The sequence below is a fragment of the Bradyrhizobium iriomotense genome (genome assembly GCF_018130765.1).
Classification (GTDB): Bacteria; Pseudomonadota; Alphaproteobacteria; order Rhizobiales; family Xanthobacteraceae; genus Bradyrhizobium; species Bradyrhizobium iriomotense_A.
Genome location: NZ_JAFCJZ010000032.1, coordinates 35,642 through 58,252, shown reverse-complemented (window position 1 = coordinate 58,252; position 22,611 = coordinate 35,642). Strand labels below are relative to the sequence as shown.

Genomic DNA, 22,611 nt, shown 5'->3' with positions numbered 1-22,611 from the left:
AGTCGCATGCCTCACGTGGAGTGCGAACGATAGAGTGTGCCGTGTGGCACCCCTCTCCCTAGCCCTCCCCCGCAAGGGGGGAGGGAACGCAGTGTACGCTTTGGCAACACCGCGAACGCAACGACGGTGGTGAGACCATCCCTTACCGCATCGGCGGCGCGTACTGCACGCCGCCGGCGTTCCACAGCTGGTTCATGCCGCGCGGGATCTTCAGCTTGGACTTCTCGCCGATGTTGCGCTCGTACATCTCGCCGTAATTGCCGACGGTGCGAATGATGCGGACGACCCAGTCCTTGGTGAGGCCGAGCTGCTCGCCGTAGTTGCCCTCGGTGCCGACGAGACGCATCACTTCCGGCTTCTTCGACTTCAGGGCCTCGTCGATATTCTCGGAGGAGACGCCGAGCTCTTCGGCGTTGATCATTGCGTAGAGCGTCCACTTCACGATCATCATCCAGTCGTCGTCGCGCTGGCGCACGACGGGGGCGAGCGGCTCCTTGGAGATCATGTCAGGCAGGATCATGTTGTCGCCGGGCTTCGACAGGTTCAGCCTGAGTGCGTAGAGCTGGGAGACGTCGGCGGAGAGCGTGTCGCACTTGCCGGTGTCGTAGGCCTTCACCACGTCGTCGAGCTTGTCGAACTTCACCTCTTCATACTTCATGTTGTTGGCACGGAAGTAGTCGGAGACGTTGAGCGCCGTGGTGGTTCCGGCCTGCACGCAGACCTTGCTGCCGGTCAGGTCCAGCGAGGTTTCCTTGTTGCGCGCGCGCGGCAGCATGAAGCCGGCGCCGTCGTAATAGGCGACCGCGGGGAAATAGAGGTCGTAGTCGAGCTCGCGCGCCATGCTCCAGGTCGAGTTGCGCGAGAGGATGTCGACCTTGCGGCTCTGCAATTCCTTGAAGCGCTCGCTGGCGTCGAGCGGCACGAACTTCGCCTTGCTCGGGTCGTTGAAGATCGCCGCCGCCACCGCGCGGCAGAAATCGACATCGAAGCCGGTCCAGTTGCCCTTGTCGTCGGGGATCGAGAAGCCCGGCAGGCCCTTGTTGACGCCGCACAGCACCTCGCCGCGGCGAACCGTGCGCTTTAGCGTGCGGGTGTCGTAGAACTCGTAGATGACGGCGAGAACGCCGACCAGCACGGCGACCGCGAGCCCGATCAGCAGGCCGCCTCGAAAAGTGCGCATCATGTTACTCTCTCGAAAAATCGGGAAAAGGAAATTTGAGGGGGGCGCAAAGCATGATCGGTGCGATCATGCTCCGATCGTAACGTTCAGAGCTCGGGCTTCTGCCGGATCACCACCTTGGTGCCGACAGGGACGCGATCGTAGAGATCGGCGACGTCGTTGTTGACGAGACGGAAGCAGCCCGACGACACCTTGGTGCCGATCGTATCGGGCCGGTTGGTGCCGTGGATGCGGTAGACGGTGGTGCCCAGATACATTGCGCGGGCGCCCAGCGGATTGCCGGGGCCGCCGGCCATGAAGCGCGGCAAATAGGGCTGGCGCTGGATCATTTCCGCCGGCGGCGTCCAGTCCGGCCATTCCTTCTTGTTGGTGATGGTCACCAGCCCCTGCCACTGGAAGCCGTCGCGGCCGACACCGATACCATAGCGGATCGCGCGCCCGCCGGGCTGCACCAGATAGAGGTGCCGTTCGGCAGTCGAGACGATGATGGTGCCCGGCGCTTCCGTGGTGCGGAAGTACACGACCTGCTTCTGCCATTCCGGATCGAGCTGGTAGGCATCGTCCGCGATCAGGCCCGGCTCGTCGCCGCGGTCGGGCTGCTGGGCGGAGGCGTATGAGGTGGTCAGAACCAGGCTGAGGGCCGCGATGAACGCCCCGGTCAGGCGACGATAATCCGTCATTTCAAGCTCTCCCCGCTGCCACAGCGCAAATCATTCAAAGCCATCAAATCTCAGGGGCATGTTCATGGCAAGTTGATGGCGCGCTGCCCTGATATGTCACGAGAATGCTTTGGTTTTTTGACGGGGCCGGGGCAATGCCACAAACAGGGGATGGCGCGAAAAGCTTAGACCGGTACCGCGGTGGTGGTGCGCTCCCTCCCCCGCCTCGCATATGGCGTGCACGATGCTGCGGCATCGGCGCTGGGCTCCCCTCTCCCGTTGCGGGAGAGGGTCGGGGAGAGGGTGTCTCCGCAATGGGACACTCCCCAAGAGGAAAGAACCCTCACCCGCCGCTACGCGGCGACCTCTCCCGCAAGCGGGAGAGGCTCAGACCGGGCTCGCGGTACGATCAATCTCGACAACTGGCAATGCATGCCAGCTAGATCTTGTTGCTCTCCGGCGCGATCCCGAGCCGCCGCACGATCTCGGTGCCCACGGCGCGGGCCTCGAGCCGCGAGCCGATCCGGGGGCTGCGAAACCGCCGCCCCGAGCGCAGGCGGATCGTGACGATGCAGTGCTCGTCTTCGGACCGGCCGCGGCGGTCGACGGTGATCGTCTTCACCTCGTGCCCCTCGATGGTGTCCGTGCGCGGGGTGCCGTCGCCCCAGAGACGTTCGACGCGGATGTCGCCCTGCCGGATGACCCAGAATGCGCCGGTCGCGAGGTTGGCGTATCTGTAGACCGCGAATGCCGCGAGCGCGCCGAGCGGCAGCAGCAGGATATCGACATGGCTGGGCGGCCATCCGCGCCAGAGCTTGTAGGCGTAGGGCACGGCGGACAACGCGACGGCAATCAACGCGACGATCCTTATGTCCCGCGCGGAAAACGCCTCGAGCGGCTCGCCAAGACGCATCTCGGGATTGCTGGCATCGAGCGGATTGACGGGCTCCTCGACATTGGGGACGTCGAATTGCGTGGCGATCCGCGCCACGGTGTCACGAACATGCGTGACGTCGGAGATCGGCGGCGACGTCAGGCGCTCTCCCGAGACAAGCGTGAAGACAAGTTGAAAGCGGGCCTTCACCCTCTTGCTGCCGGGAACCTGCAATCCGCTGATCTCGTCCTTCGTGACGATCCGCGTCTGGAGTTTTCCGAACGGACGCTGATGTCCGATCAGGATCTCGTCAGGCGTGATGATCCACACCACCGCCGGCGCCATCATGATGCCGACGACGAACCCGGCTCCCACCAGCAGCGCCACCACCGAGATGACGATCTCCAGGGTGTCGTGCGTGAACAGGCCCGGCGTGAAGCACAGAGCGACGGCCGCCGCAAAGCCGGACATGACCAGCCGCTGCGCGATCGAGGAGCCTTCACGAAGGCGAATGTCGGTGCTGGTGTTCGCGTCGGCCATTGCGGGCGGCTGATTCCGATCGCGCGAAACTCCACGGACGCGTCCGTGGAGTCAAGCAACAAGGGCGTTAGGCGAAACCAGCCGCGTAATGCGCGCTCGGCGCTAGCTGCTGGCGTTCAGCAGCTTGGCCACCGTGCGGTCGATCTCGTCGTAGCGGCCTTCGCCGGCGTGCTGGAACACGATCTTGCCGCTCTGGTCGATGATGTACTGCGCCGGCCAGTATTGGTTGCTGTAGGCGTTCCAGGTCCTGGAATCATTGTCCTGCGCCACCGGATAGGTGATGCCGTGGCGCTTCAGCGCGGCCTGCACGTTGGAGGCCGAGCGCTCGAACGGGAATTCCGGCGTGTGCACGCCGACCACGACGAGGCCCTTGTCCTTGTACTTGGCATAGAGGTCGGTGACGTGCGGCAGCGTGTTGACGCAGTTGACGCAGCCATAGGTCCAGAAGTCGACCAGCACGACTTTGCCGCGCAGGTCGGAAAGGCTCAGCGGCTTCGAGTTGAACCAGTTGGTGATGCCGGTGAAGTCGGGCGCGATCTGCTGGCTCGCGGCGGCGACGGTGATCGGCGTCGCACGCGCGGCCTCGTCGCAGACGCCGGGGATGACGGCGCCGGTGACAGCGAAGCCGGCAATGGCAGCAGATACGGCGAGCAGCTTGAGAGTCATGGAAGCGTCCTCCAGTGAAGATGAGGGGTGATCACAGGCCGATCTGGCCGGTGGGATAGAAGCCGGTGAGCCACGCCACGATCAGCGTGTCGTATTGGAAATAGGCGGCAACGGCGAAGGCGATCACGACCACGCCAAAGCCCTGCTGCAGCCGCGGCGAGATGCGCGCGAGGCTGCGCACGCGCGTGGTCGCGGCCTGTCCGCCATAGGCGATCGCGAGCATCGGGATCGCCGCACCGATGGCGTAGGCGACCAGCAGCGTGCCGGCCCAGGCCAGGTTCTTCGAGGTTGCCACCAGCGTCAGGATCGAGCCGAGCACCGGCCCTGCGCAGGGCGTCCAGACCAGGCCCAGCGTGGTGCCGAGCACGAGCCCGCCGAGCGCGCCCTCGCGCTGTACGCCGCCCGAACTGCCGAGATCGAGCCAGCCATTGAGGCGGATCGACAGCCACTCGAACGGCGCCGGCCACAGCATCAACAGACCGAAGCCGAGCAGCAGGATCGACGCTGCCTCGCGCAGCACGTTCGGATCGAAATCGAACAGCCGTGTCAGAGCGCCGAGCAGCAGCGCGACGGCGGAAAAGGAGACGACGAAGCCGAGCGCGATCATCGCGGGGCGCAAGTGCCCCGCGCGCCCGATCGAGGCGCCAAGCAGGATCGGCAGCATCGGCAGCGTGCAGGGCGCGGCGATGGTGAGGACACCGGCAAGGACGGCGAAGAGAAGTTCGAGCATCGGGGCACTCGTGATGGAGGTCACGAGGGCAGTTCGGATCGGGTGCGTCACGCGTTACGCCGCGTCACGGCTTCGTGACGGGGCTGTTTCGGGCAATTGCTAACGGCGCGGGAGGTGCGCTCCCTCCCCCGCTTGCGGGGGAGGGCCGGGGAGAGGGTGTCTCCGCAGAGAGACTCTCCCCCAGAGGAAAGAACCCTCACCCGCCGCACTCTGCGAGTGCGTCGGCCTCTCCCGCAAGCGGGAGAGGCGGGAGCCCGCGGCGGCTGCCTGACCCCCCAAATACAAAACGACCCGGACGGGGGCATCGTCCGGGTCGTTGGAGGTCTTGGGAGGTTTAACGAAACCGTATGCGAGCTTTATAGGGGGGAAGTTTTTCCGCCTGATGTTGTCGTTTGTTTCAATTGTTTCATCAGTGGTAACGCTTCCGTGTCCGGGGATAGGGCCGTAAGTTCAGTCCTATCCCCTTGAAATCATTGTCCTTACGCGGCGAAACGGTCGACGCCGGCGCCCTTAAGCAAATCGGCGAGTTGCTTGCGGGCGTAGAACATGCGGGTCTTCACCGTGCTCTGGGGGATGCCGATGATCTGCCCGACCTCCTCCACCGACTTCTCGTGGTAGTAGACGAGGTTGATGATCTCGCGATGCGCGGGCGACAGTTTGGCCACGCAGGCGCGCAGGATGGCGCTGGTGTCGCTGCGGTCGAGCGAGGTCTCGGGCGTATCGCAATCATCGGGAATCTGGCGCACGTCTTCCTGGTCGATGTCCTCGAAGCGGCGCTGGCGCATCGCGGTCAGCGCCTTGAAGCGGGCGATCGAGAGCAGCCAGGTCGAGACCTGCGAGCGGCCCTGGAATTGGCCGGCGGTGCGCCACACGTCGAGGAACACCTGGCTGACCAGATCTTCCGCCGTGGTGGCGTCGCGCACGATGCGCAGGATGAAGCGGTACACCCTCACATTGTGGCGGCAGTAGAGGATGTGCATGGCCGTCCGGTTGCCGTCGGCAATGCTTTCGAGGAGCATGTCGTCCGAGGTCGCCTGAGCGGCAATGATGCTCTGGCTGGCTTGGGCGTTGATGGCGATGACGTTCCGCATGGACTTGGCTCCCCGTAGCGCCGCAACCGAGCGGCGTTTCCTTGGACCAAAGTGTTAATCAGCCACCGTTTCGGGACGTCTGCGCGAAAAGTGGAAAATGGTTTCGTGCGCGGCCAAATTGTTTCGTCCCAGAGGGCGCCACGAAACATTCGGGGCAAAAAGTCGTGGAATTTCAATATACGGAAAATACGGGGCGGGGATTTGGGGACGGTCGGCGGCGCCGGGAACGTATTTCGGGGGATTGCGTTTGGTCGCGCCCCAATCTCGATGTCGTCCCGGACAAGCGCGCCAAAAGCGCGCGCCGATCCGGGACCCATAACCACCGGATGCAGTTTGACGAAGACTCGGAGTTGCCGGCTCGGCGTCATAACCACTCCCTGTGGTTATGGATCCCGGCCTTCGCCGGGACGACAGCGGTGGGTGCCGCGCGCCCTTACGTTTTCTCGCCCCCAGGCGAGAACAGATAGCCGCCGCCGCGGATGGTGCGGATCACGGCGGGCTTGGCCGGATCGGGCTCGATCTTGCGGCGGATGCGCATGATGCGCAGATCCACTGCGCGGTCGAAGGCTTCGGCGTCGCGCGCATTGGCGAGCTCGAGCAGGCGCTCGCGCGACAGCACGCGCTTCGGATTGGCCGCGAACACCTTGAGCAATCCGAACTCGGATGCGGTCAGCGGATGCTCATTGCCCTCGTCGTCGCGCAGCGCCTGCGCTTCGAGGTCGAGCCATTTGGTGCCGAAGCGCACCAATTGCTCCTTGTCGGATTTCGCAGCCGCTGCGTCTGCCGCGGCGGCCTTCGCCGGCGTGCTCCGCCGCAGCACCGAGCGGATGCGCGCCATCAGCTCGCGCAGCTCGCAGGGTTTTGCCACGTAATCGTCGGCGCCGAGCTCGAGGCCGACGACGCGGTCGATCGGGCTCGCGGTCGCCGTCAGCATGATCACGGGCACGTTGTTGCGGCTCTTGAGGTCGCGGATGATCGAGAGCCCGTCTTCCTCGGGCATGTTGAGATCGAGCACGACGAGATCGGGCATGCTGCCCTGGATCGCGGCGCGGAGCGACTTGCCGCCGTCGCACAGCGTCACGGTGAAGCCGTGCATCTTGAGGTAATCGCCGACCATCTCCCGGGCTGGAGCTTCGTCGTCGACGATCATGATGTGCTGGCTTTGGGTCATGGTCTCTAGATCGGCATCTCGGTCGCGGGCAGGGTGATGGTGAAGGTCGAGCCCCTGCCGGGGCCGTCGCTGTCGGCGGTCACCTCGCCGCCGTGCATGTCGATAATACGCTTCACGATGGAAAGCCCAAGCCCCGTTGAGCTCTCGCCGGCGGTCGGCTTGGCGGACAGCCGCTGGAACCGGCCGAACAGGCGGCCGAGATCCTCCGGCGACAGGCCGGCGCCCTCGTCGCTGACGCGGACGATGGTGTCGCTGCCCTCGTGGACGACGGCGACGCCGATCTTGCCCCCGATCGGCGAGTATTTGATGGCGTTGCTGATGAGGTTGTCGATCGCCTCGCGGATGCGGTCGGTGTCGCACATGGTGACGATGTTGGGCGGCGCGGTGACGCTGATCGCCTGCTGCTTGTTGACGGCGAGCGGCTGGTTGGCCTCGGCGACCTCCTTGACCAGGGCTGCGACGTCGACCGGCTCGCGGCGGATGGTGATGTCGAAGGCATCGGCCATCGCATCCGAGATCAGATGGTCGACCATCGTGGTCAGGCGCTTGGTGGCGTCGCGGATGTGGTCGACCTGGGCGACCACGCCGCTTTCCGATGCGCCGGTCGAGATCAGCTCCTTCAGCATCTCGGTACGGCCGAGGATGACGCCGAGCGGATTCTTCAGATCGTGCGCGACGGTGCCCAGGATCTCGTTCTTGAAGCCGTTGGCGCGCTGCAGCCGCAGCCATTGCGCCGAGAGGCGGCGGTTGGCCTGCATCAGGGCGCGGGTGCGCTGGGCGACGCGGTCCTCCAGCTGGGTGTTGGCGTCCTGCAGCTGCTGGTAGAGGATGACGTTGTCGAAGGCGATCGAGAGCCTAGAGGAGAAGATCTCGACCAGCGAGCGGTCGGTCTCCGACAGCTCGCGCTCGGCCTGCAGCAGCACCACGACCTCGCGGCCGGATCCGGTGCGCAAATAAATCACGCTGCGATGGTCGGCGAATTCGTTCTTGCGGCCCTGGAAGGCGGCTTCCACCATCGCGCGCAGATCGGGGTCGAGTGCCTTGGATGACGTCGTGCCGATGAAGCGGCTGTAGCAGCCGCTGCCGGCGAGCACCGAGAGCTCGGGGTCCACGCCGCCATTGTCGCGCAGGACCAGTATACCGGCGCAATCGGCATTGAGCAGAGAGGCGAGCTGGGTCAGCACGCCCTCGGCGAGCCGCTGCATCGACTTGAAGTCGTACAGCGTCGACGCCGCGTCGATGATGATCTCGAGCCCGCGCCGCGTCTGCACCATGCGCTCGAGCTGCTGGTAGGAGCGCAGCGCCGCGGTCAGCGAGGTGAACAGCTTGTCCGCGGTCAGCTCGGTCTTGGCCTTGTAGTCGTTGATGTCGTACTGCACGATCACGCGCCGCTCGGGCGCCTGGCCGGGCTGGCCGGTGCGCAGGATGATGCGCACGGTCTCGTTCCTGATCTCGTTGCGGATGAACTCGACCAGCTCGAGCCCGGCCACATCCGTCTCCATGATGACGTCGAGCAGCACGGCGGCGATGTCGCTGTGGGCGGCCATCAGCTTGCGCCCTTCCGCCGCGGAATAGGCGGAGAGGATCTCCAGGCTCTGGCCGTTGAGGCTGTAGTCGGACAGCGCGAAACGGGTGCCGTCATGCACGGCCGGATCGTCGTCGATGACGGCGATCTTCCACTTCCGTGCGTTCTGGTCCTCCGACGTGGTACCGGTGTCGTCGATCAGGTGGAGGACATCGTCCTGTTCGGCCATTGAGAAGTCCCGTCAGTCTCTGTGCTTTGCGCGCCGCCCTTGGCGACCCGGGGCATGATAATGCGAAAAGTGGTGCCTTGTCCCAGCTTGGATTCCAGCATCATCCGCCCCCCAAGCTGCTGGGTGACGAGGTTATAGACGATATGCAGCCCGAGTCCCGTGCCACCTTCATTGCGCCGGGTGGTAAAGAATGGGTCAAAGGCCTGGCGCTGCACGTCCGGAGTCATGCCGGCCCCGTCGTCGGTGAAGATGATCTCGATGTCGTCGGCCCCGCGCGGCCGCGCCGAGATCGTGATGGTGCCGGCGCGCCCGTCGGCGAAGGCATGGTTGGCGGCGTTGAGGAAGAGGTTGGTCAGGATCTGGCCGTAGGAGCCGGGATAGCCGTCCAGCAGCAGCCCCTCGGGCACGTCGACCTCGAGCGTGATCGGCGAGCGCTTCAGCACGGGCCTGAGGCTCGCGATGATCTGGTCGGTGGCTTCGCTCAGTGAGAACTGCCGCCGCTCGGCATGGGAGCGGTCGACCGCGACCTGCTTGAACGACTGGATCAGCTCGCCGGCGCGGGTGAGGTTGGCGACGAGCTGCTGCGAGGCGTCGCGCGAGGACTGCACGAACTCCTCCAGCTGCGAGCGGCGCAAGCCGCCGTCGCCCTTGAGCTGGGCTTCAAAAATCTCGCTGCGCCGGGCAAAGCTCGACGCCACGGTGAGGCTGATCCCGATGGGGTTGTTGACCTCGTGGGCGACGCCGGCGACGAGACCGCCGAGCGCGGCGAGCCTTTCGGCATCGATCAGATTCTGCTGTGCGGTATTGAGCTCGAGCAGTGCGCTCTCGGCCTTCTCCTTCGACGCGCGCAGCTCGTCCTCGGTCTGCCGCTTGGCGATGGCGTTCTCGCGGAACACCTCCACCGCGCGCGCCATGGCGCCGACCTCGTCGCGTGCCTTGGTGCCCTGCACCTCGCGGTCGAGATTGCCGAGCGTGATCGCGCGCATCGCGGCCATGATCTGCTGCAGCGGCAGCCGGATCGACAGCGCGATCAGCACCCCGGCGGTGAGGATGATGCCGAGGAAGATCACCGCGATCGACAGCACCCGCCGCGAAATATCCGCCAGCGTGCGGTCAAAGGTCTCCTGCGCCTTCTGCTCGCGCTGGCGCATCTTGGTGGAGAGATCGTCGATGGCGCCGATCGCCTCGGCCTGGCTGGCGTCGATGGTGTTGCGCAGCAGCTCGGTGCGGCTCGTCAGCTGCTCGGAGAGTTTTGCAAAGCCCTCGCGCAAGGACGCGGTGCGGGCCGCGAGCCGTTGCAGCGCCATGCGCTGGAGGTCGTTGTCGGCGAGATCGATCATGACCGGAATGGTCTTCTCGATCGTCTCGGTGTGGCGGCGCGCATCGTCCGCGGCGCCCGATGACTGCGACAGATAGTAGGAATTGGCCGCGACCAGCATCGCCGTGAAGGCCTCGCGGGACTTGCCGAGCGAGGGCCAGATCAGCGCGTCGCGGTGGCCGGTGGCGCCCTCGATGATGGAATAGAGCCCCGCCATGTCCCTGGCCGGGCCCTGCACCTGGTCCTCATAGGTCTTCGCGATCGTCGCCTGCACGCTGCGCAGCTCGCCAAAGCCGTTGAGGAAGCGCTCGGTGGTGCGCTCCAGCTCCTCGACCGAGCCCGACAGCATCGGGTCCTTGGCGGCGCGGTTGCTGAGCGTGCCCAGCACCGCCTCGCGCAGCAGGAGGATCTCGGCAAACAGGTCCGGGCTTGGCTGGTTGATGTAGCGGTGGATCAGATTGTGCAGGCGTCCGGTCTCGCTTTCGAGCAGCGCCAGGATGCGGTCGGATTCGCGCACCTGGCGCACGTCGTCCCAGGCCGAGCCCAGCACCTGCGAACCGTTCCAGATCAGCGCCACCAGCACCACCACGACCGCGGAGTTCAGTGCCGCAATCGACAGGATGCGCCAGCGGATCGGCACGGCCCGGAGCGCGCCGACGAGCCGCGCCCGCACCCGCCCGATCGGGCCGGGCGGCCTGTCTGCGTGCTCGCTGTGTCCAAGCGCGGGCAACGGGCCTCACTCCACCTTGCGAATGCGTTCGATCAGAGCCGCCGCGGCGGGGTCCTGGGCGGCCTTGGTGTAGATCGCGGCCATGGCGTCCTCGAACGGCTTGCGGTCGATATCCCTGACGATGCTGACGCCGGCCGCCTCCGCTTTGCGCTGCGACTGCTCCTCGAGGTCGCGCCACTTCTCGCGCATGAACCGGCTGGAGCGCCGCGCGGCCTCCCTGAAGATGGTCTGGTCCTCCGCCGAGAGGCTCCGCCAGGCCTTCAGCGAGATCACCAGCACCTCCGGGCTCATCGTGTGCTCGGTCAGCGTGTAGTGCCCGGCATGCTTGTAATGGTCGGTCGTCACGAAAGATGGCCAGTTGTTCTCCGCGCCGTCGATCAGGTGGTTGGCAAGCCCGGTCAGCACCTGCCCGTAGGGCATCTCGACCGGTTCGGCGCCGAGCGAGCGGATCATCTGGCTCATCAACTCCGACTGCTGCACCCGGATCCGCAGGCCCCGGAGGTCTTCGATGCTCCGGATAGGGCGGACACCGTTGTAGATCGACCGCGCGCCGGAATCGTAGAAGCACAGCCCGACGAAGCCGTAGGGCTCGAAACTGCTCAGGATCTCACCGCCGATCGGTCCGTCCAGCACCTTCTGCATGTGCTCGATGGACCGGAACAGGAACGGCATGGCGAGCACGTTCATCGCCGGAACGAAATTGCCGATCAGGGCGACATTGGTCCGGTTGAGGTCGATCGCGCCGGCCCGGGTCTGCTCGATGGTTTCCTTCTCCTCGCCGAGCTGGCGGGAGTGGAACACCTTGACCTCGTGCCGGCCGCCGGTGCGCTCGGCGATCAGGGCGCCCATGTAGCGCAGCGCCTGCACGGTCGGGTAATCCTCGGTCTGGGTGTCGGCGGCGCGGAATTCGCGCGCAACGGCATCCGTCGCGCAGAGCGCGAGCAAAAGCGCGACGAAAACCACCCCGGTCCGCGAGAGTTCGGCACGGCTCAACACTGGCACACTCAACCCCTCAGTGGTGGAGTCTATGGCAGGAGGAAAAGGTTCAATGCAATCTAGCAGATGGTTAAGGGAAGGCCATCCCGCGCCCGGTCCGCGGGCTGATTGTGCGGCGCGGCCGCCTCTCATTCCCGTTGAAACCGCAAATGCCGCGCCTTAAGCAGGGGCAGCCGCCTTTCGTCGTGCGACACGGGAAGAGCCATCGTGACGTCAGCATCGCGCCTTATGCAGGTCCTCGCCGTCTTCGCTTCTGTCGCGCTGGCCGCCCCGGTGCGCGCCGCCACCGACATTGCGCTGTGGCACGCCATGTCCGGCGAACTCGGCCGGCAACTGGACAAGCTCGCTGCCGACTTCAACGCTTCGCAGCCGGATTACCGCATCGTCCCGGCTTACAAGGGCAGCTACACCGAGACGGTGACGGCCGCGATCTTCGCCTTCCGCTCGCGCAGCCAGCCCGCCATCGTCCAGGTCAACGAGGTCGCCACCGCCACCATGACCGCGGCCAAAGGCGCGATCTATCCGGTGTTCAGCTTGATGCGCGACCAGGGCGAGCCGTTCTCGCTCAACGACTACCTTCCCGCGGTCTCCGGCTATTACACCGACGCGGCCGGTAACCTGCTGTCGTTCCCGTTCAATTCCTCGACGCCGATTCTCTATTACAACAAGACCATGTTCCGCGACGCCGGCCTCGATCCGGAGACGCCGCCGAAGACCTGGCCCGAGCTCGGGTTGGCTGCGAAGCGCCTGCGCGACCGCGGTGCGCCTTGCGGCTTCACCACGTCCTGGCCGTCCTGGATTCACATCGAGAATTTTTCCGCCTTCCACAATCTGCCGCTCGCGACCCGCACCAACGGCTTTGCCGGGCTGGATGCGGAATTGACCATCAACAATCCGTCGCTCGTGCATCACATCGCAGCGCTCAGCGAGTGGCAGAAGACGAAGCTGTTCGACTATGGCGGCCGCGGACAAGCGGCCGAGCCGCGCTTCCAGAACGGCGAATGCGGCATCTTCATCGGCTCCTCGGCGACGCGCGCCGACATCAAGGCGAATTCGAAGTTCGAGATCGGCTACGGCATGATGCCGTACTGGCCGGACGTGAAGGACGCGCCGCAGAACTCGATCATCGGCGGCGCCACGCTGTGGGTGCTGCGCGACCGGCCGCGCGAGGAATACAAGGGCGTGGCCCGGTTCTTCGCCTATCTGTCGCAGCCCGGCGTGCAGGCCGCCTGGCACCAGAACACCGGATATCTGCCGGTCACCCGCGCCGCCTTCGAGCTGACGCGGGCGCAAGGCTTTTACGAGCGCAATCCGGGCTCGGCGATCTCGTTCGAGGAGATCACGCTGCATCCGCCGACGCAGAATTCGAAGGGCATCCGGCTCGGCTCCTTCGTCCTGATCCGCGGCGTGATCGAGGACGAGCTCGAGCAGGCCTTCGCCGGCCAGAAGAGTGCGCAGAAAGCGCTCGATTCCGCCGTCGAGCGCGGCAACAAGCTGCTGCGCCAGTTCGAGCGCGCCAGCCCGGAGCGATAGCTCCCGCGCGGGCGCGATTTCATCGGCCCGCGAATCCGATCCGACATCACGCAACCCGGAAGTGTGTGCGATCTCACACGCAACAGGTCCTGCGCCTGCGATAATCCCGCATGCGTGACGCCCGGCTGGCGCCGGCGCCTGCCGCTCGCCGGCAGCAATACTCTCGAGATCGTTTCATCTGCCCATTTTCGAAAAAGTGCACTGGAGATCATCGATGCCCTGCACGTGTTGCATCATCCCGAATGACGTTCTGACCAGGCTGTCCCAGGACAAGAAGCTGTCTGCGCCGCTGCGCAAGCAATTGGTCGACACGGTCCAGATCAGCCATGAACTGCGCGAATTGCGGAACCAGGCCGCGAAACTCACCAGCGTCACCGCCGCGCGTGCCAGAGGTTTGGTCACGCTGGCGGCGGCGCCGTCCGTCACCGTCTACGATTGCAAGCACACCCAGACGCTGCCGGGCACGCCCATCCCGAAGCCGAAGACGTCTTCGGATGCGTCGATCAAGCGCACCTTCAACCAGACCACCAAGGTCGCAAAATTCTACCAGCAGGTCTTCAACCGCAATTCGATCGACGACCACGGCATGACCATGATGTCGTCGGCTCACTTCGGCGAGAAGTACAACAACGCGATGTGGAACGGCTCGCAGATGATCTATGGCGATGGCGACGGCAGCATCTTCGTCGATTTCACCAAAGGCAACGACGTCATCGGCCACGAGCTCACCCATGGCGTCACCCAGCACAGCCTCCAGCTCGCCTATAGCGGCGATGCCGGCGGCCTCAACGAGAGCATCTCCGACTGTTTCGGCTCGATGTTCCGGCAGTGGGAGGCCAAGCAGGACGTCAAGAAGGCCGACTGGCTGATCGGCAAGGACATCATGGGATCGGGCGCCAAGAAGAAAGGGTTCACCTGCCTGCGCGACATGGCCGATCCCGCGGCCAAGCACTGCCTGGCGCCGCAACCGACCAGATATTCGCAAATCACGCCGGGCATGGACCCGCATTACGCCAGCGGCCCGCCGAACCTTGCCTTCTACACGGCCTGCACCACGCTCGGCGGATACAGTTGGGCCAGGATCGGCCAGGTGTGGTACCATTCGCTCACCGGTTTCGGGCCGGCGCCGAACATGACGATGAAGGCGTTCGCGGCGCGGACCCGGCAGGGTGCCCACACCCTGTATCCCGGCGACGCCGCGGTCTTCGCCGCCGTCGATGCGGGATGGAAGAAGGTCGGGCTCTAGTTGCAGCGCGTCGCAGAGCGCGCGTCACGCAGAGCGCGTTACGAAAGGAAGCAAGCGTGGATCGCTTGAAGATCGAGCGCGTCGGAGGGTTCGCCGGCTTCGGCGGCCCTCATCTCAAGAGCCGCGGCGAGGTGGCGTTGTCGGATCTGTCGGCTGCCGATCAGAAGACGGTGGAGCAGCTGTTTGCCGATCCGGGCAAGGTCCCCGCTGCGCGTCGGGGCCAGGCCGACGCGTTCAGCTATCGGATCACGCGCGGCGCGCAGACGATCGAAGTCCCCGAGCACGCGGTCCCCTCGGCCATCAAGAGCAGCGTCAGGGATGTCTTGGAATAGGGGCGGGTTGGCGCTGTGATGGAGGGGACGCTGCCGCCGGAGTCCGCGGGCGTTTGGGGCATGTCCGCGTCGACGAGCCTCAACGCCTACCGCGCCTTGCGCGCCGACCGTGCGCGATGGCTGCCGATCGCGCTCGACATCGCGCGCGGCCACGGTCTCGATGTCAGCGCGCCGCAAGTCTTCGTAACCGGCACCAATCTCGTGGTCGGGCTCGGCGAGCGCCTGATCCTGAAGATCTTCCCGCCGCTGCTTCGCGCACAATTCCTCTCCGAGCGCGGTTCGCTGACTCAGCTCAAGGGCCGGCTGACCTTGCCGATCCCCGAGATCGTCGCGGAAGGGGTGCGCGACGGCTGGCCCTATCTCGTCATCACGCGCCTTGCCGGCACGCTCGGCTCGGAGGTCTGGCCATCCCTAGCCGAAGACCAGAAGGAGCGCGTGCTGCGCCAGATCGGCGAGACCATCGCGTCGGTGCAGCGCGCCCCGCTCGGTCCGCTCGCACACATCGAGCCGCGCTGGGACGACTTCATGCGCACCCAGATGCGCGGTTGTCGTAGCCGGCACGAGCGCCTCGGCCTTGCGCCAAAATTCCTCGAAGGCCTCGACGATCTCCTGCGCGACGCAGCCGCGCTGATTCCGATGGAGGCGCCGCCGGTGATCCTGACCGGCGAATACATCCCCGAGAATTTCCTGCTCGGCTGCGATGACGGCACGTGGTCGCTCAAAGGCCTGTTCGACTTCGGCGACGTGCGCGCCGGCTGGCGCGACTACGATTTGCTCGGCCCCAGCGCCTTCATGGCCGCAGGCCGGCCGGGCAGGGTGCGCAGCCTGCTCGAAGGTTTTGGCTATGCAAAGCTGGACGGCACGCTCAAGCGCCGCCTGATGGCCCTGATGCTGCTGCACCAGGCCAGCGACCTCAACAGCCACATCTGCATCGACGGCTGGCAGGAGCAGGCGGAGGATCTGGTCGAGCTGCAGGAGTTAATCTGGGCGGAGTGATCGCCCGCGCTCAACCTCCGCCGTCGTCCTGGACAAGCGCAGCGAAGCGATTCCTAGCTTTCGCCAGGACGACGCCGGGGGAGAGGGTGCGCTCACCAAATGAGCCGGCGACAGCAGCAGTCTATTTTATGTGCAAATGACGATCTTTGTATGCAATAGCATCGCTTGGGCGTGAAGGTCGCGTGCCCCAATGATCATATTTCTGTATATATTTCAGTCACTTAGCCTAGTCGCAAACACCCCTTAAGCCTTGGCACGAACCTTGCGAATCCAGTTCCAACCAGAAACTTTTGTGTTGGAGCGATTTCATGAAGCGCCGCGATTTCCTCAAGTCCGTTTCCGGATTGGCCGCTGGCGCGGCGCTTCCGGCCATGCCGTCCGTGATCTCCTCCGCCAGGGCCGATGCGCGCTCGGAGACGCTGCTGATCGTCTCGGAAGGTGGCCCCAACAATCTCGACATCCACGGCGTCGGCACCAACGTGCCCGGCTATGAGGTGTCCTGGAATTGCTACGACCGGCTGATCAGCCACGAGATGAAGAGCGGCCCCGGCGGCGTGCCCTATTACGACCGCGACAAGTTCAAGGGCGAGCTCGCCGACGATTTCAAGATCGACGACATGTCGGTCACCTTCAAGCTGAAGAAGAACGCCAAATTCCACGACGGCGCGCCGGTCACGGCGAAAGACGTGAAATGGTCGCTCGACCGCGCCGTCAGCGTCGGCGGCTTCCCGACCTTCCAGATGAGCGCGGGCTCGCTCACGAAACCCGAGCAGTTCGTGGTGGTCGACGATGCCACCGTGCGCGTCGACTTCGCCAAGAAGGATCGCCTGACGATTCCCGACCTCGCCGTCATCGTGCCCTGCATCGTCAACTCCGAGCTGGTGAAGAAGAACGCCAGCGAGAAGGATCCCTGGGGCCTCGAGTTCACCAAGCAGCAGACCGCCGGCTCCGGCGCCTACAAGGTGACGAAGTGGACCGCCGGCACCGAAGTGATCATGGAGCGCAACGAGGATTGGGTCGGCGGTCCCTTGCCGAAGATCAAGCGCGTGATCTGGCGCATGGTGCCGCAGGCCGGCAACCGCCGCGCGCTGCTGGAGCGCGGTGACGCCGACATCTCCTACGAGCTGCCGTTCAAGGACTTCCAGGAGATGAAGGCGAGCGGCAAGCTCAACGTGGTGTCGCTGCCGTTCTCCAACGGCATCCAGTATATCGGCATGAATGTCACCAAGCCGCCGTTCGATAACGTCAAGGTGCGGCAGGCCATCGCCTATGCGCTGCCGTATCAGAAGATCATGGATGCCGTGCTGTTCGGCCTTGGCAATCCCATGTTCGGCGCACCTGCGGACAAGGCCACCGAAGTCGCCTGGCCGCAGCCGCACAAATACAACACCGACATGGAGAAGGCGAAGGCGCTGCTGACCGAGGCCGGCTACGCCAACGGCTTCGAGACCACGATCTCGTTCGATCTCAACTTCGCCGGCGTCAACGAGCCGCTTTGCGTGCTGGTGCAGGAGAGCCTCGCCCAGCTCGGCATCAAGACCACCATCAACAAGGTGCCCGGCGCCAACTGGCGCACCGAATTGAACAAGAAGGAGATGCCGCTCTTCACCAACGTGTTCTCGGGCTGGCTCGATTACCCCGAGTACTTCTTCTACTGGTGCTATCACGGCAACAATTCCGTCTTCAACACCATGAGCTACAAGTCGACGGAGATGGACAAGTTCATCGACGGCGCGCGCACCGCCGCCGCCACCGGCGACACCGCGACCTACGACAAGGCTGTGAAGGGTTTCGTCGATCTCGCCTTCGCCGACGTCCCGCGCATCCCGCTGTACCAGCCCTTCGTCAACGTCGCGATGCAGAAGAACATCAGCGGGTATCAGTACTGGTTCCACCGGAGGCTCGACTATCGCGCGATGGCGAAGGGGTGAGTCATGATTGGCGCGAGCGATATGTCCGCGTCTCTCGATGTCTCTTGGTCGAGTGAGGTGAGCACGCTCTTCAGGCTCCCTCCCCCCTTGCGGGGCAGGGCAATCGCATATGGCGTGCACGGTGCTGCGGCATCGGCGCTGGGCTCCCTCTCCCGCTTGCGGGGGAGGGCTGGGGTGGGGGTGTCTCCGCGTTGGGATTGTCGAGGATTGTGGAGGACGTCTCTGCGCGGCGAGAGCCCTCACCCGCCGCGCTCTGCGAGCGCGGCGGCCTCTCCCGCAAGCGGGAGAGGCGGAGCAAGCCCGCGGACAATCTTCGTGAAATCCATATGCGATAGCCCTGCCTTGCGGGGGAGGGTTGGGGAGAGGGGTAGCCACGAACTCAGACCTCTCCCGCGGCCACCCCTCTCCCTAGCCCTCCCCCGCAAGGGGGGAGGGAACGCAGCAACGCTCGCGGCTGGCAGCGTGCCCAACACGCGCACGAGGAACCCATCATGCTGACTATGATCGGCAAGCGCCTGATGTTTGCGATTCCTTCGCTGGTCGGCGTCGTCATCGTCACCTTCCTGCTGACGCGCGCGCTGCCCGGTGATCCCGCCGCCTACTTCGCCGGTCCCGCCGCAACGAAGGAAGCCGTCGAGCAGATCCGGAAAAAACTCGGTCTCGACAGGCCGCTGATCGAGCAGTTCTTCCGTTACACCAACGATCTCGCGCACGGCGATTTCGGCAACTCGCTCACGACGGGCCAGCCGGTCGCCGCGGAAATCCGCAACCGTCTGCCAGCGTCCGCCGAGCTCACGCTGCTCGGCCTCATCGTCTCCATCGTAATCGCCATTCCGCTCGGCGTGCTGGCTGCAACGCGACCAGGGTCATGGGTCGACCATTTATGCCGCGTGACAACAACAGCCGGCGTATCGCTGCCGGTGTTCTTCACCGGTCTCGTGCTGGTCTATGTCTTCTACTTCCGGCTCGGCTGGTCGCCGGCGCCGCTCGGCCGCCTCGACGTGTTTTACAGCGCGCCGCCGACGGTGACGGGCTTCTATCTGATCGACACGCTGATCGCGCGCGATCTCGAGGCGTTCCGCTCGGCGCTGAGCCAGCTCATCCTGCCGGCGACGACGCTCGCGATCTTCTCGCTGGCCCCGATTGCGCGCATGACGCGTGCCTCGATGCTGGCGGTGCTCGCCTCCGAATTCGTCCGCACCGCGCGCGCCAGCGGCCTGTCGCCGGCGACCGTCATCGTCACCTACGCCTTCCGCAACGCGATGCTGCCCGTCATCACCACGCTCAGCATGGTGTTCTCGTTCCTGCTGGGCGCCAACGTGCTGGTCGAAAAGGTGTTCGCCTGGCCCGGCATCGGCTCCTACGCGGTGGAAGCGCTGATCTCGTCGGACTTCGCACCGGTGCAGGGTTTCGTGCTGACCATGGCGGTCATGTACGTGCTGCTCAATCTCGTGATCGACATCCTCTATGGCGTGATCGATCCGCGCGTCAGGTTGGAGGGCTGAACCATCATGAGGTTTCGTCCGATGCAAACTCCGATGAAGGTGCGCCCCCTCTCCCGCTTGCGGGGGAGGGTTGGGGAGGGGGTATCTCCGCGGGCGAGAGTCCCGATGCGGAGAGAGCCCCCACCCGGCGCGTTGCGCCGACCTCCCCCGCAAGCGGGAGAGGTAAGGCACCCCGGCGGCTTGCAGGTTCGGTCAAACAACATCCGGGTGGTCCCATGAGCTCCGTTGCGCCTGCTGTTGAACCTGTCGGCCCCGCGCGAACGTCGGGACTCACCGCTATCCTCGAACAGACCCGCTACGTTCTCAGCGAGAACAAGGTCACCGGCTTCGCCTTCGCGCTGCTGATCGTGATTCTGATCGCGGCGATCTTCGGTCCCTATGTGGTGCCGTATGATCCGCTCGCCTCCGACACCGCCGCGGCACTGAAGCCGCCCTCGGCCGCGCACTGGTTCGGCACTGACCAACTTGGCCGCGACATCTTCAGCCGCGTCGTGGTGGCGACGCGGCTCGACACCTTTATCGCGGTCGCCTCCGTCGTGCTCGTGTTCCTGATGGGCGGCCTCGCCGGCATCGCGGCCGGTTATTTCGGCGGCTGGACCGATCGCATCGTCGGCCGCATCGCCGACACCATCATGGCCTTTCCGCTGTTCGTGCTCGCCATGGGCATCGTCGCAGCCCTCGGCAACACCGTGCAGAACATCATCCTCGCCACCGCGATCGTGAACTTCCCGCTCTATGCCCGCGTCGCGCGCGCCGAAGCCAATGTCCGCCGCAACGCCGGCTTCGTGCAGGCCGCGCGTCTCTCCGGCAACGGCGAGTTCCGCATCCTGCTGGTGCACATCCTGCCCAACATCATGCCGATCATGATCGTGCAGATGTCGCTGACCATGGGCTACGCCATCCTCAATGCCGCGGGCCTGTCCTTCATCGGCCTCGGCGTCCGTCCGCCGACCGCGGAATGGGGCATCATGGTCGCGGAAGGCGCGGGCTTCATGGTGTCGGGCGAATGGTGGATCGCGCTGTTCCCCGGCCTCGCCCTGATGATCGCCGTGTTCTGCTTCAACCTCCTCGGCGACGGCCTGCGCGACATCGTCGACCCCCAGCGGAGGACGTGATGGCTGATCTCCGGCGCGGCAAGAGGAGCGCGAAGCACGCATGTGAGGTGGGCACTGTTCTCTCATTCCCTCCCCCCTTGCGGGGGAGGGGCAGGGAGGGGGGTAGCCACGAACTCCGACCTCTCCCGGAGCCACCCCTCTCCCCAACCCTCCCCCGCAAGGGGGGAGGGAGCGCGAGGCCGGTGCCTCCCTCACACGCGAATCCTCATCAAAAATTCACCAATGAAATCAATCTCGTTCTACTGTGCATGGGGTTGTTTTCGACCTTTTTGATTGGCAGGCACCCATGACCGCCCAGCCCCTGCTCGACGTCCAGGACCTCACGGTCGAATTCACCACCCGCCGCGGCATCGTGAAGGCGGTCCAGCACGTCAACATCTCCGTCGCCAAGGGCGAGACGCTCGCCATCGTCGGCGAGTCCGGCTCCGGCAAGTCGGTGACGTCCTACGCGGTGATGCGCATCCTCGACCGCGCCGGCAAGATCGCCGAAGGCTCGGTGATGTTCTCCGGCATCGACGTGAAGGCGGCGACCGAAGACCAGATGCGCGACCTGCGCGGCCGCGAAGTCTCGATGATCTTCCAGAACCCGCGCGCGGCGCTGAACCCGATCCGGAAAGTCGGCGACCAGATCGAGGACGTGCTGCGCACCCATGTGCAGCAGGCCCAGGTCGCCGATCACGGCGAGAAGGCGATCGAGGCGCTGGAGCAGGTCAAGATCGCCCGCCCGCGCGAACGCTATCATGCCTATCCGTTCGAACTCTCCGGCGGTATGTGCCAGCGCGTCGTCATCGCGCTCGCGCTCGCCTGCAATCCGCAGCTCCTGATCGCGGACGAGCCGACGACTGGCCTCGACGTCACCACGCAGAAGGCGGTGATGGACCTGATCGTCGAGCTGACAAAACGCCGGGCGATGTCGACCATCCTCATCACCCACGATCTCGGCCTTGCCGCCGCCTATTGCGACCGCGTCGTTGTGATGGAGAAGGGCCGCGTGGTCGAGACCGCCAAGGCCGCCGACATCTTCGCCAACCCGCAGCACCCCTACACCAAGAAGCTGATGCGCGCGACGCCGCGGCTCGGGGTGTCCTTGCGGGATCTGCTGCCGGAAGAGGAGGGCGCGTCTCCGTCCGCATCCGTCATGGCCGGGCCCGAGCCGGCCATCCATCACGCCTCGCAAGATGGCGCGAAGAGCGAGACGCCCCTCCTCCTTATCGAAAAGCTCGTCAAGGAATATCCCCGCCAGGGCGCCACGGCCACGCTCGGAAAGCTGTTCGGCCGCAAGCCGCCGGTCGAGCCGGACGTGTTCCGCGCGGTCGACGGCATCAGCTTTGCGATCGGCCATGGCGAGAGCGTCGGCCTCGTCGGCGAATCCGGCTGCGGCAAATCGACCACGTCGATGATGGTGATGCGGCTCCTTGACCAGACCTCCGGCCTGATCCAGTTCGACGGCGAGGACATCGGCGGCATCGCACCTGCCGCCTTTGCCCGGCTGCCGCAGCGCAGCCGCATCCAGATGGTGTTCCAGGATCCGACCGACAGCCTCAACCCGCGCTTCACCGCTGCGCGCGCCATCGCCGACCCGATCATGCAACTGGGCGACATCAGGGGACGTGGCGCGCTCCGCGCCCGCTGCGAGGAACTGGCCACCATGGTCGGTCTGCCGCACAACCTGCTCGACCGCTTCCCGCACCAATTGTCCGGCGGCCAGAAGGCCCGCGTCGGCATCGCCCGGGCCATCACCCTGCATCCAAAACTCGTCATCCTGGACGAGCCGACGGCCGCGCTGGATGTCTCGGTCCAGGCAGTGGTCCTCAACCTGCTGCAGGATCTCAAGGCGCGGCTAGGTATGAGCTATCTGTTCGTCTCGCATGATTTGAATGTAGTGCGCTTGTTGTGCGATCGTGTCATTGTCATGCGGACCGGTCGAATCGTCGAGGAAGGCTCTTCCGAGCAGGTCCTCAGCGATCCCAAGGACGACTACACCAAGGAGCTGCTGACGGCGATCCCGCATCCGCCGTTGCCGGTGCACTGATGAGCCCGACGGACAGTTTGAGAGAGTAATGGCCGCCGAACCACTGGACGACTACATCGACGCCGTATCGAAAGCGCTGGCGCTGCCGGTCGAGGACGCCTGGAGACCGGCGGTTCGCGCCAACCTCGAAGTCTCGTTGCGGCTTGCCCGCCTCGTCGATGAATTTGCGCTGCCGGACGAGACCGAGCCGGCGCCGATCTTCACCGCCTGAC

At 65.1% G+C, this 22,611-nt stretch carries 19 protein-coding genes; 9 read left to right on the top strand and 10 right to left on the bottom strand.

All coding sequences use genetic code 11. The features are described 5' to 3' along the window. Positions 1-142: 142 nt before the first annotated feature. The 10 genes from JQ635_RS35960 to JQ635_RS35915 form a co-directional block, all read right to left on the bottom strand. Positions 143-1,180 carry an amino acid ABC transporter substrate-binding protein gene (locus tag JQ635_RS35960; RefSeq protein WP_211414501.1) on the bottom strand — a complete coding sequence of 346 codons (1,038 nt, stop codon included), beginning with the start codon at positions 1,178-1,180 and terminating at the stop codon, positions 143-145. Between the two features lie 86 nt (positions 1,181-1,266). Beyond that, the gene (locus tag JQ635_RS35955) at positions 1,267-1,860 is read right to left on the bottom strand and encodes a L,D-transpeptidase (protein ID WP_211414500.1); all 594 of its coding nucleotides are present in this window, start codon (positions 1,858-1,860) and stop codon (positions 1,267-1,269) included. Positions 1,861-2,278: 418 nt separating this feature from the next. Further along, positions 2,279-3,253, bottom strand: coding sequence for a hypothetical protein (locus JQ635_RS35950; protein ID WP_211414499.1), 975 nt, complete (start codon positions 3,251-3,253; stop codon positions 2,279-2,281). A 102-nt stretch (positions 3,254-3,355) separates the two neighbouring features. Next, positions 3,356-3,919, bottom strand: a complete 564-nt coding sequence (locus JQ635_RS35945; protein ID WP_211414498.1) for a thioredoxin family protein — start codon at positions 3,917-3,919, stop codon at positions 3,356-3,358. Between the two features lie 31 nt (positions 3,920-3,950). Continuing rightward, on the bottom strand, positions 3,951-4,649 hold the full coding sequence (locus JQ635_RS35940; RefSeq protein ID WP_211414497.1) for a cytochrome c biogenesis CcdA family protein: 699 nt from the start codon (positions 4,647-4,649) through the stop codon (positions 3,951-3,953). Positions 4,650-5,128: 479 nt separating this feature from the next. After that, positions 5,129-5,740, bottom strand: coding sequence for a sigma-70 family RNA polymerase sigma factor (locus JQ635_RS35935; protein WP_063686293.1), 612 nt, complete (start codon positions 5,738-5,740; stop codon positions 5,129-5,131). 433 nt (positions 5,741-6,173) lie between these two features. Continuing rightward, positions 6,174-6,911 carry a response regulator gene (locus tag JQ635_RS35930; RefSeq protein WP_211414496.1) on the bottom strand — a complete coding sequence of 246 codons (738 nt, stop codon included), beginning with the start codon at positions 6,909-6,911 and terminating at the stop codon, positions 6,174-6,176. Positions 6,912-6,916: 5 nt separating this feature from the next. After that, positions 6,917-8,665 (bottom strand): ATP-binding response regulator, encoded by a 1,749-nt coding sequence (locus tag JQ635_RS35925; RefSeq protein ID WP_211414495.1) that lies wholly within the window; start codon positions 8,663-8,665, stop codon positions 6,917-6,919. Continuing rightward, complete coding sequence (locus JQ635_RS35920; protein WP_211414521.1) at positions 8,635-10,665, bottom strand: sensor histidine kinase; 2,031 nt, start codon at positions 10,663-10,665, stop codon at positions 8,635-8,637. The genes JQ635_RS35925 and JQ635_RS35920 overlap by 31 nt, the downstream gene beginning before the upstream one ends. 54 nt (positions 10,666-10,719) lie before the next feature. After that, positions 10,720-11,715, bottom strand: coding sequence for a TRAP transporter substrate-binding protein (locus JQ635_RS35915; RefSeq protein ID WP_211414494.1), 996 nt, complete (start codon positions 11,713-11,715; stop codon positions 10,720-10,722). Positions 11,716-11,937: 222 nt separating this feature from the next. Here JQ635_RS35915 and ugpB point away from each other — a divergent pair, with 222 nt between their 5' ends. The 9 genes from ugpB (at position 11,938) to JQ635_RS35870 (ending at position 22,610) form a co-directional block, all read left to right on the top strand. Next, entirely contained in the window at positions 11,938-13,242 is a 1,305-nt protein-coding gene (gene ugpB / locus JQ635_RS35910; protein WP_211414520.1) for a sn-glycerol-3-phosphate ABC transporter substrate-binding protein UgpB, read from the top strand. A gap of 214 nt (positions 13,243-13,456) precedes the next feature. Continuing rightward, positions 13,457-14,488 carry a M4 family metallopeptidase gene (locus JQ635_RS35905; RefSeq protein ID WP_211414493.1) on the top strand — a complete coding sequence of 344 codons (1,032 nt, stop codon included), beginning with the start codon at positions 13,457-13,459 and terminating at the stop codon, positions 14,486-14,488. Positions 14,489-14,553: 65 nt separating this feature from the next. Then, entirely contained in the window at positions 14,554-14,820 is a 267-nt protein-coding gene (locus tag JQ635_RS35900) for a protealysin inhibitor emfourin (RefSeq protein WP_211414492.1), read from the top strand. Between the two features lie 60 nt (positions 14,821-14,880). Further along, positions 14,881-15,816, top strand: coding sequence for an aminoglycoside phosphotransferase family protein (locus JQ635_RS35895; protein WP_211414491.1), 936 nt, complete (start codon positions 14,881-14,883; stop codon positions 15,814-15,816). 308 nt (positions 15,817-16,124) lie between these two features. Continuing rightward, a complete protein-coding gene (locus JQ635_RS35890) occupies positions 16,125-17,747 on the top strand; it encodes an ABC transporter substrate-binding protein (RefSeq protein WP_211414490.1) in 1,623 nt (540 codons plus the stop codon). A gap of 491 nt (positions 17,748-18,238) precedes the next feature. After that, a complete protein-coding gene (locus JQ635_RS35885) occupies positions 18,239-19,252 on the top strand; it encodes an ABC transporter permease (protein WP_211414489.1) in 1,014 nt (337 codons plus the stop codon). Positions 19,253-19,467: 215 nt separating this feature from the next. Then, entirely contained in the window at positions 19,468-20,367 is a 900-nt protein-coding gene (locus JQ635_RS35880) for an ABC transporter permease (protein WP_211414488.1), read from the top strand. 286 nt (positions 20,368-20,653) lie between these two features. Continuing rightward, entirely contained in the window at positions 20,654-22,399 is a 1,746-nt protein-coding gene (locus JQ635_RS35875; RefSeq protein WP_211414487.1) for a dipeptide ABC transporter ATP-binding protein, read from the top strand. A 28-nt stretch (positions 22,400-22,427) separates the two neighbouring features. Beyond that, the gene (locus JQ635_RS35870) at positions 22,428-22,610 is read left to right on the top strand and encodes a DUF4089 domain-containing protein (protein ID WP_211414486.1); all 183 of its coding nucleotides are present in this window, start codon (positions 22,428-22,430) and stop codon (positions 22,608-22,610) included. The last annotated feature ends 1 nt before the right edge of the window (position 22,611 follow it).